This is a genomic window from Pusillimonas sp. MFBS29, assembly GCF_020687695.1.
In the GTDB taxonomy this organism is placed as follows: Bacteria; Pseudomonadota; Gammaproteobacteria; order Burkholderiales; family Burkholderiaceae_B; genus Pusillimonas_C.
The window spans coordinates 223,985-241,773 of record NZ_JAJEWL010000006.1; the positions used below are offsets into that span (position 1 = coordinate 223,985).

The 17,789-nt window shown below is 56.3% G+C and carries 17 protein-coding genes; 6 read left to right on the forward strand and 11 right to left on the reverse strand.

Annotated features, from left to right (window positions below; all coding sequences use genetic code 11):
• Window positions 1–40: 40 nt before the first annotated feature.
• Entirely contained in the window at window positions 41–469 is a 429-nt protein-coding gene (gene cadR / locus LKR43_RS10865) for a Cd(II)/Pb(II)-responsive transcriptional regulator (protein ID WP_255676034.1), read from the forward strand.
• Between the two features lie 28 nt (window positions 470–497).
• On the opposite strand, the gene LKR43_RS10870 is transcribed toward cadR, so the two are convergent.
• The 9 genes from LKR43_RS10870 to LKR43_RS10910 form a co-directional block, all read right to left on the reverse strand.
• Window positions 498–1,394, reverse strand: a complete 897-nt coding sequence (locus LKR43_RS10870) for a sugar ABC transporter substrate-binding protein (protein WP_227684074.1) — start codon at window positions 1,392–1,394, stop codon at window positions 498–500.
• A 61-nt stretch (window positions 1,395–1,455) separates the two neighbouring features.
• Entirely contained in the window at window positions 1,456–3,180 is a 1,725-nt protein-coding gene (locus LKR43_RS10875; RefSeq protein ID WP_227684075.1) for an FAD-binding protein, read from the reverse strand.
• Window positions 3,181–3,215: 35 nt separating this feature from the next.
• Window positions 3,216–3,929 (reverse strand): SDR family oxidoreductase, encoded by a 714-nt coding sequence (locus LKR43_RS10880; RefSeq protein WP_227684076.1) that lies wholly within the window; start codon window positions 3,927–3,929, stop codon window positions 3,216–3,218.
• A 65-nt stretch (window positions 3,930–3,994) separates the two neighbouring features.
• The gene (locus tag LKR43_RS10885; protein WP_227684077.1) at window positions 3,995–4,405 is read right to left on the reverse strand and encodes a cupin domain-containing protein; all 411 of its coding nucleotides are present in this window, start codon (window positions 4,403–4,405) and stop codon (window positions 3,995–3,997) included.
• Between the two features lie 31 nt (window positions 4,406–4,436).
• The gene (locus LKR43_RS10890) at window positions 4,437–6,215 is read right to left on the reverse strand and encodes a thiamine pyrophosphate-binding protein (protein ID WP_227684078.1); all 1,779 of its coding nucleotides are present in this window, start codon (window positions 6,213–6,215) and stop codon (window positions 4,437–4,439) included.
• Between the two features lie 29 nt (window positions 6,216–6,244).
• Complete coding sequence (locus LKR43_RS10895; RefSeq protein WP_227684079.1) at window positions 6,245–7,678, reverse strand: aldehyde dehydrogenase family protein; 1,434 nt, start codon at window positions 7,676–7,678, stop codon at window positions 6,245–6,247.
• Between the two features lie 94 nt (window positions 7,679–7,772).
• A complete protein-coding gene (locus tag LKR43_RS10900; protein ID WP_227684080.1) occupies window positions 7,773–8,729 on the reverse strand; it encodes a tripartite tricarboxylate transporter substrate binding protein in 957 nt (318 codons plus the stop codon).
• Between the two features lie 24 nt (window positions 8,730–8,753).
• Complete coding sequence (locus LKR43_RS10905; RefSeq protein WP_227684081.1) at window positions 8,754–9,746, reverse strand: tripartite tricarboxylate transporter substrate binding protein; 993 nt, start codon at window positions 9,744–9,746, stop codon at window positions 8,754–8,756.
• A gap of 181 nt (window positions 9,747–9,927) precedes the next feature.
• Entirely contained in the window at window positions 9,928–10,863 is a 936-nt protein-coding gene (locus tag LKR43_RS10910; RefSeq protein WP_227684082.1) for a LysR substrate-binding domain-containing protein, read from the reverse strand.
• A 107-nt stretch (window positions 10,864–10,970) separates the two neighbouring features.
• On the opposite strand from LKR43_RS10910, the gene dusA reads away from it, so the two are divergent.
• On the forward strand, window positions 10,971–11,996 hold the full coding sequence (gene dusA, locus LKR43_RS10915; protein WP_227684083.1) for a tRNA dihydrouridine(20/20a) synthase DusA: 1,026 nt from the start codon (window positions 10,971–10,973) through the stop codon (window positions 11,994–11,996).
• Here the strand turns inward: dusA and LKR43_RS10920 are convergent.
• Window positions 11,993–12,451 carry a CBS domain-containing protein gene (locus tag LKR43_RS10920; RefSeq protein WP_227684084.1) on the reverse strand — a complete coding sequence of 153 codons (459 nt, stop codon included), beginning with the start codon at window positions 12,449–12,451 and terminating at the stop codon, window positions 11,993–11,995. The genes dusA and LKR43_RS10920 overlap by 4 nt on opposite strands.
• Entirely contained in the window at window positions 12,435–13,817 is a 1,383-nt protein-coding gene (locus LKR43_RS10925; RefSeq protein ID WP_227684085.1) for a YihY family inner membrane protein, read from the reverse strand. The genes LKR43_RS10920 and LKR43_RS10925 overlap by 17 nt, the downstream gene beginning before the upstream one ends.
• Between LKR43_RS10925 and LKR43_RS10930 the strand changes: the two genes are divergently transcribed.
• The 4 genes from LKR43_RS10930 to LKR43_RS10945 all read left to right on the forward strand — a co-directional run bounded on the left by LKR43_RS10930 (window position 13,816) and on the right by LKR43_RS10945 (window position 17,681).
• Window positions 13,816–14,208 (forward strand): DUF2069 domain-containing protein, encoded by a 393-nt coding sequence (locus LKR43_RS10930; RefSeq protein ID WP_227684086.1) that lies wholly within the window; start codon window positions 13,816–13,818, stop codon window positions 14,206–14,208. The genes LKR43_RS10925 and LKR43_RS10930 overlap by 2 nt on opposite strands.
• A complete protein-coding gene (locus tag LKR43_RS10935; protein WP_227684087.1) occupies window positions 14,208–15,671 on the forward strand; it encodes a YdiU family protein in 1,464 nt (487 codons plus the stop codon). Before LKR43_RS10930 ends, LKR43_RS10935 begins: the two co-directional genes overlap by 1 nt.
• Before the next feature lie 83 nt (window positions 15,672–15,754).
• Window positions 15,755–16,828 (forward strand): chorismate synthase, encoded by a 1,074-nt coding sequence (gene aroC / locus LKR43_RS10940; protein ID WP_227684088.1) that lies wholly within the window; start codon window positions 15,755–15,757, stop codon window positions 16,826–16,828.
• A 13-nt stretch (window positions 16,829–16,841) separates the two neighbouring features.
• Complete coding sequence (locus LKR43_RS10945) at window positions 16,842–17,681, forward strand: M48 family metallopeptidase (RefSeq protein WP_227684089.1); 840 nt, start codon at window positions 16,842–16,844, stop codon at window positions 17,679–17,681.
• The last annotated feature ends 108 nt before the right edge of the window (window positions 17,682–17,789 follow it).

Consider the following 17,789-nt stretch of genomic DNA (forward strand, 5'->3'; position numbering starts at 1 on the left):
CTATAGTTACTTTAGTGTTTAAGTGCTGGAGAAGTACATCATGCCCATCAAGATTGGAGAGCTGGCCAAACGCACCGAAACTACGGTGGAAACCATACGCTTCTATGAGAAAGAAGGCTTGCTGCTGGAGCCGTCACGTAGCGAAGGCAACTATCGCCTGTATGGCAACGACCATATTGAAAGGCTGCGTTTTATAAGGCACTGTCGTACGCTGGATATGGCGCTGGACGAAATACGCATATTGCTGCGCTATCGGGATACCCCTGCAGAAGATTGTGGTGACGTCAACGCTTTGCTGGACGAGCATATCGGCGCAGTCGAAACACGCATCAATCAACTGCTGCACCTGAAGCAGCATCTGGTGACCTTGCGCCGGAAATGCACCAGCACGGCATCGACTGAGTCATGCGGAATACTGGGCGCCTTGGCGGATCATTCTTGTCACGAGGATGCGGCTGGTATCCACTGAAAATTTCGTCAGGGCTGTCGCCAGGCTATCAGGTCCTCGCCAGGACCTCGTCAAGGGTTGGGGTGCTGCGATCTTCGTAAGGCAGGTCATATTGATGAATATTATCGCGATTAATGATCTCGACCGGCAGTTGAACGCGTCGGGGCATTGACTCGCCCCTTAGGTGGCGAATAGCGATTTCTGTTGCCAGGTACGCCATGCGCATAGCGTTGAAATCCGCAGTTGCCAGCAAGGATCCGTTTTTCAAAGCGGGGATAGCTTCTGGGATGGCGTTCACGCCCACGACCAGCGCGTTCCTGTGCGTCTCCCTGAGTGCGTCGATGACTCCAAGAGCCATAATGTCGTTGGCAACCAGGCAGGCGTCGATTTGGGTTTCTTCATTGGCGGCAAACCATTTCTTGCTGTTGACGTAAGCTGTTGGGCGGACGTAGTCACCGATGACTGTGTCTATCAGGGTGATGTTCGGAAATGCCCGGGCAGCATCGTGAAAGCCGCGCAGTCGGTCCAGACTGGTAGAGGAGTCTACGTGGCCGCTGATGATCAGCACCTTCCCTTTTTCACTCATTTTTTGGTACAGATAGCCGGCAATTTCCAGCGCCAAATTGTAGTCGTCCGAGTTGACGAAAGAAACGCAAGGTACGGATTCGATCGGGCTGACCAGTGCCACGATAGGAATGGCGGCCTGATGCACTCGCTGAATGGCCGAATTTATCTTGGTTGGATGAACGGGTGATATCACGAACGCGTCTGGCTTTAGCGCGAGGGCTTCATCTATCAATTCAATTTGCTGTGCCACGCTATCAGGCTCTTGCGGCACGAAATGAAGTGCCTGTACGCCATAGCGCTGCGCGGCGCGGTCTGCTCCAAGGCGGGCGCCTGCATAAGCTGGGTTGGTCTTGTTCTTGGTAAAGACAGCTAGTTTCAAGAGAATGCTCCAGTTTTGAATAAATAGGGTATGAGGCATCGGGATGCCAAGCCTTGTTTGATCAGTTGTTGACGATGTGCATGGCTGAGAGATAGCCGTAGGTCATGGCAGGCCCGATCTGCGCGCCCGCGCCGGGATATTCACCGCCGAATATGGAGTCTGCGTCATTGCCACAAGCATATAGGCCTGGCAATGGCTTGCCGGCATGATCCAGCACTTGCGCCTGAGTGTTGATGGCAAGCCCAAGACTGGTGCCCAAAGGGGTTGGGTATAGCTTAACGGCGTAGAAGGGCGCCTTGCTGATTTCACCCAGACATGGATTGGGCTTGTGCTGTGGATCGCCATTGGCCCGTTCGTACGGCGTGTTACCTTTGTTGAAGTCCTCATCGTGTCCGGTACGTGAAAATCCGTTGTAACGTTCTACAGTTTCTTTCAGTGTGATGGAAGAGATGCCAAGCTTGTCCGCCAGGCCCTCCAGTGTCGGTGCTGGCAGCAGGTAGCCGTTCTTGATATGGCGCCGGATTGATAAGGCATGGGGCCGGATCATGCCCAGGCCGTACTTCCATAGAAAGCGTCGATCGCAGATCAGGATGGCGGGGATGGCGCAGCCATCGGTGCCTGCCTTGTACATAGCGCGAGTGAACTCATGGTAGGAGACCGCCTCGTTTACAAAGCGCCTCCCGGCCGAGTCGACGGCAATCAATCCGGGCTTGGGGCGATCCAGTACGATATGGGGATAGACAGCGGTTGATTGATCGTTACGCTGCGCGATAGAAGAAGGAAACCACAAAGCATTCTCGGCCGACCCTTTGCCCATCGCAGCGCCAGCATCCAGGGCAAGGTGTATGGTTTCACCCGTGCTGTCCGGGCAGGCTGGGGTGTATTGTGCGACGGGGCTGGGAAGGTACTGCTCACGCATGGCCTGGCTTGCCGGGAAGCCGCCGCCGGCCAGGATCACCCCCCGGCGTGCCCTGATTCTACTGAGCTTGTCACCAAGCATGACTTCGATGCCAGCTACGCTCCCGGAGACCATGATTAGGCGTAGTGTTCGAGCCCCAAGCCGGATGTCGACATGGCTATCAAGCAGACTCTTGTACAGACGCGCAGCCAGCGCATTACCCAGAACCAGCCGAGTACCTCGCCGGTAACGCAGCCTATCCATGCCATGGCGGGCCAGTAATCGGATACCCAGCCTTAAGGCGTCAAGAGACTTAAAGCCACGCAGCAATAATGCCGCCTCGCCGCGGGTCAGCATCATGCCGCCAAGAATGGTTAGTTCCGGAATGGGCGGGCGAAGCAGATTGAAGTTCCTGCCTAATAGCCGCCCGTCGAAAGGCAATGGCTCCATCGGGCGGCCACCCGTTCCCGCTCCTGGAATATCGTGGCGATAATCAGGCATTGCCGGGTAGGCCTTGAAGCGCACTTCAGTATGACGCTCAAGGTACGCCACCATTTTCGGGCCGTCCGTGATGAAGGCCTGGCGCAGGGCTGGGTCCGCTCGGTTTCCCACCAAAGCATCCAGATATTGGGCGGCCTTCCTGGCGTCATCGACCATGCCCATGTGATGCATATGGGGATTATTGGGTATCCAGGTGGTGCCGGAAGAGTATGCCGTTGTTCCACCGACGGTACCGCTTTTTTCAATCAGCAGGGTTTTCATGCCCTGCGTAGCTGCTACCAGGGCGGCTGTCATGCCCCCGGCGCCGGCTCCTAAAACGATGACATCAACGTCAGTATCCCATTGTTGGTCTCGCATGGACGAGCAGGGAGATGGGTTCTGGCTCATAAACCTGACTCCGGCAGGGGCATGGATAAACAGCCTTAGACCATGCCGCCGTTGGGTTGGAAAATTTGCCCATGCACCCAGGATGCGCGCTCTGATGCCAGAAAACTTACCACCTCGGCCACTTCTTGTGGCTGGCCGATGCGATTGAAGGGGCTCATGCCAGCAGCCTTGAGCTTGGCTTCATCGGTTTTTCCGGCGTTGAACAAGTCTGTCTCGACTGGCCCCGGCGCTACTGCATTGACGCGAATGTTGCGTATGGCCAACTCCTTGGCCATGGAGCGCACCAGGCTTTCCACTGCGGCCTTGGATGCTGTGTAGGGCCCGCCGCCGGGTACCGCATGACGGACCATGGAAGTCGTGATGGCGATGATGCTGCCGCCGTCCAGTGTGCTGCGTGCGGCTTCGCTCAGAATGTTGAACGCGCCAAACAAATTGACGTCCATCAGTTCCTGAAAAGACTTGTGTTCGAACTGGGCCAAAGGAGCAGGGGGTACGTTGATGCCGGCGTTGGCGACTACACAGCTGGGCATGGCGCCAAAATCATGTGCAACGTCCCTGAATACCTTGGCAACAGCCTGGGCGTCGCGTATGTCGACTTTATAGGCTTTGAGATTAGCTTGAGCTTCGTCAGTCACTGCAGTGCTTGCGTAGGTCCAGGCCACATTGAATCCGTCGCGCAGCAAACTGGTGACACAGGCCGCGCCAATGCCTCGGGAACCTCCAAATACAAGGGCTGTTTTCGTGCTCATTGACTTGACTCCTGAATTCTTAATAAGAGGCAACCAAAAGGCTGCCTGCTACTTGGCGCAGACGATTAAATATGAGATGCGTCATCGGTTGGCGGGCTGGTGATCACCAGGAATATCAGCGTCTCAGTCCCTGTGCAGTGAAACTCATGAACAACGCCAGGTGGAATGAAGGTGACATCGTTTGCGCGGACGAGTCGATGTTCACCATCCACAATCAACACACCTTCGCCGCTGAGTACGTGATAGATCTGCTCCTGAATCTTGTGTACGTGTGCCTCTACATGCGCACCGGGCTCATAGCAGGAAATTCTGTGGTCAAAGTAGCGGCTGCCGACGGTGGCTGGTGTAACGATTGCTTTGGACAGTGCCTGGTTGAAGTGTCCCGGATACTGTGTCCAAAGCAGTTCTCCCAGATTGCGCGTAACCGCCTTGCCGGCCATAGACGCCTGATCTACTGCGGATTTTGAAGTCTTCATGAAGTACGCCTTCGATGGGAGTGGATGGGTATCAGGCAATATATGGCTTGCCAAACATTGGTTCCGGACGACCTAGCGGGGGCAACTGCCAGGTACCGGTTGATGGTGGCCTCACCTCGGCGTCCACGTGCACGTCAATCACGCAGGGACGTCGGTTCTTGAGCGCGGCTTCTATGGCCCCTTGCAATTGCTGGGGATGGGTGACTGTCATGCCATCTGCGCCGCAGGCACGTGCCCAGGCGGCGAAGTCCGGGTTGTATTTTTCGCCGGTTTGACCATGATAGAAAGCCGTGCCTATCTCACGCCCATCGAATAGTCCATATTGGAGGTCGCGGATTGCGCCCCAGGCGAAGTTGTTCCAGACTATCCACACCACTGGCAGGTTGTATTCCACTGCTGTGCAAAGCACATAAGGCGTCATGGTGAAACCGCCGTCGCCCACCACGGCAACGCATGGGCGATCAGGCGCTGCTAATTGCGCGCCCAATATGCCGCATACGCCAAAGCCCATGGATGAATAGCCCCAGCTGTTGAGCATGCTTTGAGGGCGGCGCGCCTTCCAGAACTGCATGAACCAGTTGTGATGAACGCCTGAGTCCAGTGAAAGAATCACGTCGTCGGGCAGCATCTTTTGCAGGGAGCCAACAACGAACTCGGGACGTAGCGGACTGGTGGAGTCCTCGAAATGAGGCCTTACAAAAGAGTTCCATTCATTGTGCCACCCGTTGATCTCGTCGCGCCATTCGCCGAACTTGGACGATTCAATGTCCTGTCGATCAGCGACGCCGGTCAACAGTTGGCGCATGAAGACTTTGGCGTCGGCAATGATTCCAAGTGTAGGCGGGTAGTTGCGACCTAATTCTGTGGGATCTATATCTACATGTACCAGTTTGGTTTTTGGAAAATTCCATGAGTATCCAGGGTGCCAGGTAGAGGAAGAGCGATCATCGAAACGAGTTCCGATAGTGATGACAAGATCGGAGTATCGTCCAGCCTGGTTGGCCGGATAAGCACCATTTCGGCCAATAAAACCCAGCGCCAGCGGGTCGTCCATGGGAATGCAACCCATGCCGTTGGGAGACGTAATAACGGGAATACCCAGGCGCTGTGAAAATTCGGTTAGTTCAGGGCCGGCTTCAGCCAAGGTTGCGCCATGGCCGATGAACAGAACAGGACGATGTGCGCTGGCGAGCAAATCCAGCACCGCAGTGATGTCTTGTGTTGATGCGCCAGGTCGAGGTGCATTGTTCAGCCGCGACGCGGCGGGCAGTTCCACGTCAGCCTCTTCCTGAAAAACATTGTATGGAATATCGATATTCACGGGGCCTGGGCGGCCTGTCACCATGGTGTCCATGGCTTGGCGCAATGCCAGTGGCAGCATGTCCACACGCGTGGGCTGGAATGAACGCTTGACTACAGGCCGCATGACTGCTGCAAAGTCAGCCTGGTTGTGGGCGTACAGCTCCTGGAATGGGGCGCGGTTGTGCTGGGAGGTGGGCACATTGGCAGTAATAGCCATGAACGTGGATGAGTCGGCCAGAGCTGTCGCCAGCGACATGACCATATTGGCCGAGCCTGGTCCTGTGGACGTCAGCGTGGCCACCGGGCGGTGCTTGACACGGTAATAGGCGTCGGCCATATGCCCGGCGCATTGCTCATGGCGCGGTGAAATCAGCTTGACCTTATCACGCACCCCGTGCAGTGCATCCAGGATCCCAACATTACCGTGACCGCAAATGCCAAATACATATGGCACTTCTTCCTGAACCAAATATTCGGCGATGAGTTCGCCACCTTTCATCTTGGGCATTTCCTGTTCCTTTTTGATTTTTCAGTGGCTTAAGCCAATAAAGTCACGACGCGTTCTTCGCTCATTTCGCGGACGGCATGACGAGGGCCTTCGCGGCCGAATCCGCTATCTTTGGAGCCACCATAAGGCATGACATCGACACGCGAGCTGGAAGTTTCATTGATATGGACGCCACCCACTTGCAGTTTACGCGCTGCGTTCAGTGCCTGATCAAGCTGGTTGGTAAACAGCCCCGTGGCCAGGCCATAAGGGGTGGCGTTGACACGCGCAATCGCTTCATCCATGGCGTCGAATGGAATAATGGACATGACGGGTCCGAAGATTTCTTCGCAGACAACCTGCAGGGATGGATCGATGTCTGCCAAAAGGGTAGGTGGCACGACAGCCCGTACGCGCGCTCCGCCTGCCAATCGCCTGGCTCCTTGCGCCATGGCCGTATTGATCCAGTTTTCAATGCGCTCCGCCGCCGCCATGCTGATTACAGGACCGACAACAGTTTGATGCTTGGCTGGGTCGCCATAGGCCAGTTCCGCAACCATTGATGTGAGCCGCTTTTCGACTTCCGCTACGATAGAGCGGTGCACCAGAAGATTCTGAATGGAGGTGCACACCTGTCCCGCTTTGCGATAGGCTGCATTGACGATTTTTGGAAGGGCGACATCAAGGTTTGCATCTGCTGCCAGGATAGTAAAGGCAATGCTGCCCAACTCCATTTGCGTCCGGCGTAGTCCTGCATGCTGCTGAATGTGGCGTCCAATCTGGGTGCTGCCGGTGAAGGCGTAAAACCGGATAGCTGGTTCATCCAGCAGCCACTGAGCAACCTGAGCATCGCCGTGCATAACTGAAATAAGGCCTGGGGGAAGGCCGGCCTCCAGCAAGGCCTCGGCCATGAGGATGGATGGCGTCGGCGCATGTGCTGATGGTTTCAGAACGACCGCATTGCCGGCGGCCAGTGCTGGTCCGACCTTGTGTGCAACCGTGTTCAAGGGCGCATTGAATGGTGTAATGGCACATACGACACCCAAAGGCACGCGTAGGGTAAAACCAATGCGGCCTGCCTGCCTGGGGGCGCTTTCAATGGGAATCATTTCGCCGGTCAGGTTGCGTGCTTCTTCGGCTGATAGCCGGAAAGTCTGTATGCAGCGGGCCACCTCCCCTTGGGCGTCAGATCTGGGAAAGCCTACTTCACAGATGAGGGCCAGTACCAGCTCCTCCTGGCGCCGTTCCAGTATCTGTGCGGTCCTGTCCAGGATGGCGCCTCGTTCACACGGCGACAAGGCGTTTTCCTGGAAACAAGCATCGGCGATCTGAACAGCCTTATTAACCTGTTCATGGCTAGGCAAATGTAATTGGGCGCATGGGTTTTGGGTGTACTTGTTAAGCACAGGCCGGATTTCGGTACCCTTGAGCCATTGGCCATCGATCAATAACAAGCAGTCCGGCAACTTCTGATTTTCGCTCATGTCTGTTACGTGTCCTACAACGCCTTGGTTGCTGGTGATTTCAAGAATGGTGTTGTGCTACGCCTGTTATTGAGCAGGACGTAGCGCTTGCGGTTTAATCCAGTTCGATGCCGGCGGCTTTAATGACTTTGGTCCAGCGTTTGGCCTCCATCTCGTTGCGTGCGATGGCTTCTTCTTGAGTGGCGATTATGGTATCGACCCCAAGATTATTCATTCTCTGGGAGAACTCGGGTGATTTCACCACCTCATTGATATCTGCATTGAGTTTTTTCTGAATATCAGCGGGTACACCTTGTGCCACCGAGATCGTGTACCAAAGTGTCATGAAATAATCTGATACACCGGCCTCTGCAATAGTCGGTAAATCAGGAAAGGCGGGAGAGCGGTTCTTGCCCGTAACGGCCAGTGGCCGTACCTTGCCGGTGTCCACAGCCTTTGTTGCGGTGACGCCGGTTTCGAAGTTCAAGTCCACCTGTCCACCCAATAGGGCGGTCAGTGCCGGTGCGCCGCCCCGAAACGGCACTGGTGTGATATCCACCTTGGCAATGTACTTGAACAGTTCGGCAGCCATGTGCGTGCCGGAACCGACGCCGGCTGATCCGTAGTTAAGTTGACTTGGGTTGGCGCGTGCCGCATCCAGCAAATCCTGTACTGATTTGAATGGTGATGCCTTCGGTACGATCAAAACATTTGGCGCTTCGGCAAACATCGCAACGGGCACCAAGTCGGTAGCCGGGTTGTAGCGCAGGTTTTTATACATGGCAAAAGCGCCATTATGAGCAATCGTGCCCAGCATCATGGTGTAGCCGTCGGCGGGAGCCTTGAGCACCTGCTCAGCGCCGATGTGCCCGCCGGCACCGCCGCGATTTTCGACGACAATGGGGTTGTCGTAGCGCTGGCTGAGCCCTTCGGCCACGAGCCTGGCCAGAGTGTCTGCAGATCCACCGACCGGATAAGGCACCACCAGGGTGATGGACCGATCCGGGTAGGCCGCCTGCACGGATGTGGCCAGGATCGATGAGCAGAGTAGAGTAGTTAGTATTTTTAACATTTGTGTGGGTATCCGATGTTATTTTCAGTCCAGTCTGATTTCAGACGATTCAATGACCTTGCCCCATTTTTCCGTTTCACTGACAAACATGGAGCGTGCCTCGTCGGGTGTGTTGGCAATAAGAGTGATTCCCATATCCTGCAGTTTTATTTGCATTTCAGGCGTTGACATCACTTTGCGAACATCGGCCGAGATTTTGTCGACGATGGCTTCGGGTACGTCACTGCCCAAGGCCACGGAGAACCATGATCCGGCCTCGTAGCCGGGGATCCCGGATTCGGCGATAGTGGGCGTGTCTGGAAGGAGCGGCTGCCTATCCTTGCTGGTGATGGCAAGCATTCTTAGCTTGCCGCTTTGCACGTGAGGGTAGCCAGTAGGTAGATTGTCAAACATCACATCAACCCGTTCGCCTATGATGTCTATCAGCGCCGGGCCGCTTCCTTTGTAAGGAACATAGGTTAGCTTGGTATCAATCATTTGCTCGTACAGGGCGGTCACCATGTGCACGGACGAGCCAGGACCAGCAGTTGCATAGTTAAGCTTGCCAGGATGCTTTTTCTCATAGTCCAGCAGCTCGCCAAATGTTTTGAAGCGGGAGCTTGCGGGAACCAGCACGATATTGGGCGACGCTCCCAGGACCATGGCGGGCTGTAAGTCCGTGGATGGGTTGTAGGCCAGTTTGCTGTAGATGCTATAGGCCGCGTGTATACCTATGGTACCTAGCAACAGGGTATAGCCGTCGGGTTCGGCCTTGGCTGCCAGGTTGGCTCCAACATGGCCGCTGGCGCCAGGACGGTTTTCGACCACCACGGGCTGCTCATACAGTTGGCTGAGCTCGTCAGCAACAAGCCGGCCCAGCAGGTCAGTGATGCCGCCCGGGGAAAAGGGAACTACCATGCGTATGGGTTGGTTAGGATAGTCGCTTATGTCTGCGGTGGCGGCTGCGCAGCTGCCGTGCAATGCAAGCATGGCCGCGACGCCGCCCAGCCACGCACGAGGGTTGAGTGTTCGCTTCATTCTGTTGTCGTCTCCAGTAGTTGTATTTCTAATAGGACCGCAGGCCATTGTAGGGAGCGGCCGAAGAGACGAAAAATACTGTTTTCCTTGATAGGGTATAAGTATTCTATATAGATTGATGCTGTGGCCTTGCGGCTTTACGCAAGGGCGGGCTTGCCAGGCGCTTAGCGGAATTGGAGCGTTAGAGCAATGTGACAGATGGCCATTTGCCAGTATCCACAAGCGTGTGTACCAGCCGTTTGAGCTCTGTAGCAATCAGGGACGCAGCAGGCGAAAGCAGCGTTTCATCTGCCGTGTATAAGTAGTTGCGACGATTCAGCTTCACATCCGACAGGCCGATGGCGCGCCAATTCTTGCGTTTGCTTCCCTTGTGCAAGAGGGCCGCCATGGGTTTTATGGTGGCTCCCATGCCGTCGGCCACGCAATTCATGAGTAATGACAGAGAATCAATCTCTGCAATGATGTGAGGCGTGAGATTGCGTGTTTCAAATTCGTTGGCAATGCGCTGACGCAGGCCATGCGAGCTGGTTGGCAATATAAGCGGAAGTCTTGCCGCCTCGGCTATCGTTATCTTTTTACGCCGGCTTGCCACCAGTTGGCTTGAGGCGGATATCATCACAAAGAGTTCCTCTTCGATGATGGGGGTTCGGGAAAGATCGGGTGCGGCCGCCGCATTGAACAGAATGGCCATATCAAGCTGCCCAGAACGTAGCATTTGGCTCAAATGACCACTCATGCCTTCCACAACATTGAGCAAGATGCCAGGGTAGCGGGCTCTTATGGCCGTGACCAGGGGTTGCCCAAGTGCAGACATCGTGGTGGATGGTAGTCCTATGGACACCATACCCTTGACTTCATTGGATTCCTGCCTGGCTATGGCCAGTGCCTGGTCTATCTGTCTTAATATGAACTTGGCGTGGTGATAAAGAGCCAGCCCGTTATCTGTTGGCGTTACGCCCTTATGAGATCGAATCAGTAGCGGCTGGCCAACCTCGTCCTCCAGTCGTGCCAATTGCTGGCTTAAGGCGGGCTGAGCAACGTAAAGCTGGCGAGAGGCTTTGGCCAGGCTGCCGCTTTCAACAATTTGCGCGTAGTACCGAAGTTGACGAAAGTCCATTTTTATCCATAATATCTATCGGCCTGCATTCACATCTTATCGCAGGAACGGGTGGTGACACTTTGCGCGTGCAGCCGAACAAGTTCGGCTACACTTTAGCCGCGATGATGACTGCACAACCTTCTTACACACGAACACTGCCCGACGCCACTGATAGCTGGCGTTTTTGCGTGGCGCCCATGATAGACGTGACCGACCGGCATTGCCGGTATTTTCACCGGCTATTGGCGCCCCAGGCCAGGCTGTACACGGAAATGATTACCACCGGTGCCTTGTTGCATGGCAACGTGGCCCGGCATCTGGACTTTGATCCGGCCGAAGAGCCTGTTGCCCTGCAGTTGGGCGGCAGCGAGCCTGATGCCCTGGCCGATGCGGCAAAGCTGGGCGAACAATGGGGCTATAACGAGATCAACCTGAATTGCGGTTGTCCGTCAGAACGCGTTCAGCGGGGTGCTTTCGGGGCCTGCCTGATGGCTGAGCCGCAGCTGGTGGCCGATTGCATCAAGGCCATGCAGGACGCCGTAACGGTTCCTGTTACGGTAAAGCATCGTTTAGGCCTGGACTATGACGACAGCTATGGATTTGTGCGCGATTTCGTGGGCACGCTGCATCAGGCAGGCTGCCGTGTCTTTATCGTGCACGCGCGCAATGCGGTGCTCAAAGGCTTGTCGCCCAAGGATAATCGCGAAATACCGCCTTTGCGCTATGACACGGCGCTCAGGCTCAAGGTTGACTTTCCCGATAGCGTGTTCGTGCTGAATGGTGGCATAGCGCTGGCTGATGATGCGCTGTCGTTAATGTCCGAGTTCGACGGCGTCATGCTGGGCCGCGCGGCCTGGCATCAGCCGGGGGTTTTATCGGAAATCAATCGCGGTCTGGATTCCGACGTCGAGTTGCCTGAGCCTGCCCAGGTGATTCAGGCCATGCGGGTCTATGCCGAGAGTCAGATCAAATCGGGCGTGCCGTTGCGCATGATATTGCGGCCCATGCTCGGGTGGATGAACGGGCGTCCCGGCTCGCGGTATTGGCGGCGTACCTTGTCGGATGCCGCGTTACTTAAGCAGAACGACGCCGGCCTGCTGGAAAAGGCGTGGGCTGACCTGGTGCTGCGCACCAGCGATGACCCTTGCTAAGTACCGGCTGATTCCGAATCGCTGGGCCAGTCGCGGATATAGGCCTTGAGCATATTGTTCTCGAACTGCTGTGCCGCGACGATGGCTTGCGCCATATCGTAAAAGGAAATGACGCCCATCAGGGTGGGGCCGTCCATGACCGGCATGTAGCGAGCGTGCTTTTCCAGCATAAGGCGCTGAACTTCATCAAAACTGGTATTGGGCGAGACGCTGACCGGGGCGTCGTCCATGACACTGCGGACGGTGTAGTTGCCGGTGTTGCCCTGTTTGTTGTGCAAATGGCGGATGATCTCGCGGAAGGTGAGCATTCCGGCCAGTACACCGTGATCCATGATCACGAGGGAACCGATGTCTTGCTCGCTCATGGTTTCGAGGGCCTGCAAAATCGGTGTATCGGGCGTGGCTGTGTACAGCGTGTCACCTTTCACGCGTAGAATTTCACTGACTTTGAGCATCGTTGTTCTCCTGTGTGTCGTTACTCGGCACGTTAAGAGTATTTTGCACCATCTCGGCGCTTTCGGGTAGTACCGTGTCCTCTTCGAAAAACGGTGCCAGCCTTGCTTCGGGATGCATCAATGAGCCGGCAATTGCGTCAATGAGCAAGGGCTGGTCGCGCAGGCCTGGCTGGGTACGATCAAGCAGCAAGGCATTGACCAGGGGATCTATGGTGGCTGTGCGCTGGTCGCAGGCCAGCACCCATTGGTCGGTGTCGGCATGCTCGGTGTCTACGACATAGCCCAAATCCTTCAGGCTGCACAGCACTTCCGTTAATTCTTCTTGTTGCAATTGCAGGTGGGCGCACAGAAAACTCGTGCTGCGCCCGCGCGGCATGCCGTTCTGGGCATGCCAAAGCACCCGAAGTACGCGCATGGCGTGGACAAAACGCCCGCCCGTAAAGTGTTCCAGAGCCCATCGTCGCATACGCAAGTCGGGCAATATGGACGCGACGGTGGCTCCGATCAGCACCGCCAGCCACGACATATACAGCCAGAGCAGAAAAATTGGCAGGGTGGCAAAGGCGCCGTAAATGACAGTGTATGAGGGGAAGCGCGTAAGGTAGTAGGCAAATCCGATACGCATGATTTCCAGCACGATCGCTGTGCCGAAGCCGCCTGCCAGGCCATCCTTCCACAAAACCTTGCGATTGGGAACGGCAATGAACAAGGCGGTAAAGCCCAGCCCTGTAGCAAGCAGGGGAACAAATGAAAGGGCAAATCCGGCAAGCGCCGGCAGATTGTCTATGTCGCCGAAGGATTCCCGTGCGAGCAAGGTGCTTGCCCACAGGCTGGCACCTATCAATATCGGGCCAAGAGAAATGAGTGCCCAATAGACCAGTACACGCTGTCGCAAGGGTCGTTGCCGCTCGACCTGCCAGATATTGTTGAAGGTCTGATCTATGGTCATGAACAGCGAGACCGATGTCACGATAAGAAACAGACTGCCTATCGCGGTCAGCCCTGAAGCCTTGGCTGCGAACTGATTCAGGTACAGCATGACGGTATCAGAGACCGCAGCCGGCATGAGGCTGGTCGTGAAAAAGCTTTCCAGTGCAATCCGGAAGTCATTAAAGAGCGGAAACGCGGTGAACAGGGACAGGACAACCGCCAGCAGCGGAACCAGGCTAAGTACCGACGTGAAAGTGAGGCTCGAGGCGACCTGGGTCAGCTTCTTTTCGCCTGCGCGTTGCAGGACAAAACGAGCAATCTTGCGTAAATTTGCCAGTGAGATGGGTGGTCGGGCATTCCTGGTCTGCATGGTACGGATAAAAACCTTTTCGTTCCAGAGCGAGTGCAAGTGTCTTTCGAGTGATAATACCAGCATGACTACGCAACTGAACCCTGTATTGCGCCACGGCGCTTCTGCTTCGCTTATTGCCCTGATCGTTCTCTGCCTGCTGTGGGAACTGAAAATTGCCCCTTTGCGCCCTGGTGGCTCGCTGCTTGCACTGAAGGTCTTGCCGCTGCTGCTGCCGTTACGTGGTGTGCTTAAAGGGCATTTGTACACGCTGCAATGGGCGGCCATGCTGATCCTGCTTTATTTTATGGAAGGGGTGGTCAGGGCCTGGTCGGATCCTTCTCCTTTGTCAGCCTGGATGGGCGGGCTGGAGATCTTCTTTTCACTGATTTTCTACTTGTGTGCCATTTTCTATCTGAAACCGGCCAAGAAGGCGGCCAAGCAAGTTGCGGCGCAGCGTAAGGCCAGGGAAGGCTGATGCTAGAGACTATTCATGCACTGAAGGTACAGAACTCGTTTGCCGAACTCCCGGCGGCGTTTTACACCCGTCTGTCGCCCCAGCCCTTGACCGAGCCACGCTTGCTGCATGCACAGCGTGACGTAGCGGCGTTGCTGGGCTTGTCGCCCAATGTATTCGCAGATCCTGCCTTTCTTGATGTGTGTTCGGGGTCTGTGCCTTTACCCGGTGGCACGACGCTGGCGGCTGTGTATAGCGGCCACCAATTTGGTATATGGGCAGGGCAACTGGGTGATGGCAGGGCGCACCTGCTCGGTGAGGTGAGTGCGCCGTCAGGCAGTTGGGAACTGCAGCTTAAAGGCTCCGGACGTACGCCTTACTCGCGTATGGGAGACGGACGGGCGGTACTGCGTTCGTCGGTGCGCGAATACCTGGCCAGCGCTGCCATGGCAGGGCTTGGCATCCCGACCACTCATGCACTTGCCCTGGTTGTGTCAGACGACCCTGTTTATCGCGAAACGGTGGAGACGGCGGCGGTTGTGACCCGTGTGGCACCCAGCTTTATCCGGTTTGGCTCATTTGAGCACTGGTCAAGGTCGCCCGAAAACCTGCGTGCGCTGTTCAACTATGTAACCGATCGCTTTTACCCGGAATGCCGTGCAGCGGGTTCGGCCGAAGAGGAAGTCGTTCTTGCCGTGCTCCGGACGGTTGTCGGGCGCACGGCCAGGCTGGTTGCCGATTGGCAGACGGTGGGGTTTTGTCACGGTGTTATGAATACTGACAATATGTCCATACTGGGCCTGACCATGGACTACGGCCCTTTTGGCTTCATGGACGGCTTTCAGGTGAACCATGTTTGCAATCACAGCGACACGCAGGGGCGTTACGCCTGGAATGCGCAGCCCTCCGTGGCGCACTGGAACCTTTACCGTCTGGCCAGTGCGCTGATGGGTCTGGGCCTGGAGGCTGATGCACTAAAAGGGCAGCTGGAACATTTCGAGGCCGAATTCCTGCAGGCCTATCGGGGCAATCTGTGCAGGAAAATGGGCTTCCGGCAATGGGAAGAGGGCGACGACGAGCTGGTCGACGATTGGTGGCGGTTGCTGCATACCCAGGCGGCTGATTTCACGCTTTGCTTTCGTGGGCTGGCGCAGGCACCGGTGCGGCGTGAACCCTGGCTGGCATATTTTAAAGAGCGTGCAACCGCAGATATGTGGCTGGGCCGTTATATGGAACGGCTGAGTCGTGATCAACGGCCGGATCAGGAACGTATCGAACAGATGAACGGAGCCAATCCGGTATATGTTCTGCGTAACCATCTGGCGCAAACCGCCATCGAGGCTGCTGCTCAGGGTGATACCGGTGAAATCGATACTTTGCTGGACTTGTTGAGAAATCCGTTCATCGAACGGCAGGGTTATGAAGCTTACGCGGCAGCGCCGCCGGATTGGGCCTGCAGCCTTGAGGTCAGCTGTTCGTCATAGGCACGGCAAGTTCTGCGGTCTGTATTTATGCTTCACAATAATTTAATAGAATTGATGCAAAGGTTTAAGGTAAAAACAAGATTATGTCAGGCAATACCCTAGGTAAACTCTTCTGTGTTACGAATTTCGGGGAATCCCACGGGCCGGCGATAGGCGCGGTCGTCGATGGCTGTCCGCCGGGCCTGGCACTTAGCGCCGACGATATACAGATCGAGCTCGACAGGCGCCGGCCAGGCACCTCACGACACGTCACACAGCGACAAGAGCCCGACCAGGTCGAGATCCTGTCGGGGGTCTATCAGGGGGTGACAACCGGCACACCCATCAGTCTGCTTATACGCAACGCCGATGCGCGCAGCAAGGATTACAGCAATATTGCCGACACCTTTCGTCCGGGCCACGCCGACTACACCTATTGGCGCAAATATGGTGAACGCGACCCTCGTGGTGGCGGGCGTTCCTCGGCACGCCTGACCGCGCCTACCGTGGCCGCCGGAGCAATCGCGAAGAAGTGGCTGGCACAGGTTTATGGAACTCGCATACGCGGTTACATGAGTCAGCTGGGGCCCATCCCCATTCCGTTCGAGTCCTGGGACGAAGTGGGCAACAACCCTTTCTATGCGCCCAACGCCGGCGTCGTGCCCGAACTCGAGGCCTTTATGGATCAGTTGCGGCGCGATGGCGATTCCATAGGTGCCCGCATCGAGGTTCAGGCAGACGATGTGCCGGCCGGCTGGGGCGAGCCTCTGTACGATCGCCTTGATGCCGATATTGCCCACGTCATGATGGGCTTGAATGCGGTGAAAGGGGTGTCGATAGGCGCAGGTTTTGACTGCATAGCCCAGCGAGGTTCGGAACACGGCGATGAAATCACGGCCGCTGGTTTCCTAAGCAATCACGCCGGGGGTGTTCTGGGCGGTATTTCATCGGGACAGGCGATTACCGTATCGCTGGCCATCAAGCCCACATCCAGCATACGCATAGAGCGTCAGTCTATCAATCGTGCAGGCGAGCCGGTGCAAGTCCAGACACTCGGACGCCACGATCCTTGTGTGGGCATACGCGCCACGCCGATTGTCGAAGCGATGCTTGCCATCGTGCTGATGGATCATGCGCTGCGCCATCGCGCCCAATGCTTATCGTCGAACAACTCATAAAAGGAGCCCCGCCATGAAAACGTATGCAACCGTTCTGAACAGGCTATTTGCCCTGGGCTTGATTTCATCAGCGCTTGTCCTGGGCGGCTGCGCTTCGGTGCAGACCACCAGTTCAGGTGCGGTGGGTGTTGATCGCCAGCAGTATATGTCGAGCATGGTGTCCGAGGCCGCATTGCAGCAAGAGGCAGCGCAGCAATACAACGCCATGCTGGGGCAGGCCAAGGCGCAGGGCGCTCTCGACAGAGATGCCGCGCAGACCAAGCGTGTCCAGACCATCGCGCAAAGGCTGATCCGACAGGCCGGTGTGTTTCGTCCCGATGCAGCCAGCTGGAACTGGGACGTGCATGTGCTCAGCTCCAACGAGGTCAATGCCTGGTGCATGCCGGGTGGAAAGATTGCCGTCTACACAGGCTTGATCAACAAGATCAAGCCCACCGACGCAGAGCTTGCCGCTGTTATCGGCCACGAAATGGCGCATGCATTGCGTGAGCACGCGCGCGAGCAGGTTTCCCAGCAAATGGTTACCAGCATGGGGCTGTCCGTACTGTCGGCGGTGACCGGCGTCGGGGCCACAGCCGACCTGGGTGGCGCCTTGACCAATGTGATGTTCACGCTGCCGAACAGTCGTACTCACGAAACAGAGGCCGATCGTATTGGGGTCGAGCTGGCCGCACGGGCCGGTTATGACCCGCGTGCCGCAGTGACGTTATGGCAGAAAATGGGAGCGCTCGGAGGTGGCGGCGGACAGCCGGAATTCTTGTCTACTCACCCGTCTGCGTCGAGCCGGATTGCCGACCTGACCGAGGCATCAAATCAAGTCCTGCCTTTGTACCAGCAGGCTGCCGGAAAATAGATTCATGCATGAAGAAAGCAGGCCGGATTCCGTGATGGGATCCGGCCTGCCTGTTACTGTATATACCAGTATAAGAACTTGTCTTGTACCAGGTTGAGGCGCTGGCAT